Source organism: Rhizobium sp. CCGE 510 (assembly GCF_000292525.1).
Classification (GTDB): domain Bacteria; phylum Pseudomonadota; class Alphaproteobacteria; order Rhizobiales; family Rhizobiaceae; genus Rhizobium.
Genome location: NZ_AEYF01000091.1, coordinates 1 through 805, shown reverse-complemented (window position 1 = coordinate 805; position 805 = coordinate 1). Strand labels below are relative to the sequence as shown.

The window sequence follows — 805 nt, the reverse complement described above, 5'->3', positions numbered from 1 at the left end:
GATCTTGCGCGCGGTTTTGGACGCTGGTGACGATGGGATGACCGAAGACGAATTCGGTCTGAGAATCGTTAAGGCGCTCGGCTTCACCGCAGGCAATAAGGAGGCCCGCATCCATTGGTTGTTAGATCCCGAAGCGGGAGCCGTGGTTCGGGAAGATGCTCAGCGATCCCTCGCAAAAGTCCTTGGTCACAGACTTTGGACGGACCTGCGACGGGGATGGCGTTACACGAACCCGAGTCTCTCCGTCCTCAAGCTCATCGATGTCGCGTTTATCGGTCTCGACGAGGTCGCAGAGGACTCGGAGCGCCTTGCGGCCATCTTGCCTGATATTGCGACGCTGGGCATTTCGCAGCGTAAGGAGATGCTGAAAACGATCCTCGGCGCCATGCTTGACGGCCTGGCAGTCGGAACCGAAGCGCTTGATCTGACAGTCCTCGACAGCGTTGCCCAGAAATCCCGCAATCTCCTGCGCACACCTTGGTCCATCGACGCGAAGGAAACCCCCAGGAGCCGCACGACCTTGTTCCTTCAGGCTCCGGGCAAAGACCGGGTGGGTCTTCGAGAAGAGCAGACGATGGTTCGCGCCGGACATAATTCCCGTATCGGTCGCCTCATCAATCGCCGGAGTGTTATCGGAACCAAGCTTGGCAAAGACGACTACTTGACGGTCTTGACGAGCCTGATGGAACTGCTCGCGCGCGAGGGCTTGGTGTCGCGCGTTGACGTAGACGCAGAGTTGCAGGGCTGGCGTCTGTCACCGTCAGCCGTTCGGATCATTCCCGGCGAAGCTATTCGGGTCGGTACG

The 805-nt window shown here is 59.3% G+C and carries 1 pseudogene; it reads left to right on the top strand.

The annotated features are described in order from the left end of the window. Positions 1 to 37 precede the first annotated feature (37 nt). Positions 38 to 805, top strand: a pseudogene (locus RCCGE510_RS32520) (ATP-dependent helicase); the annotation flags it as partial.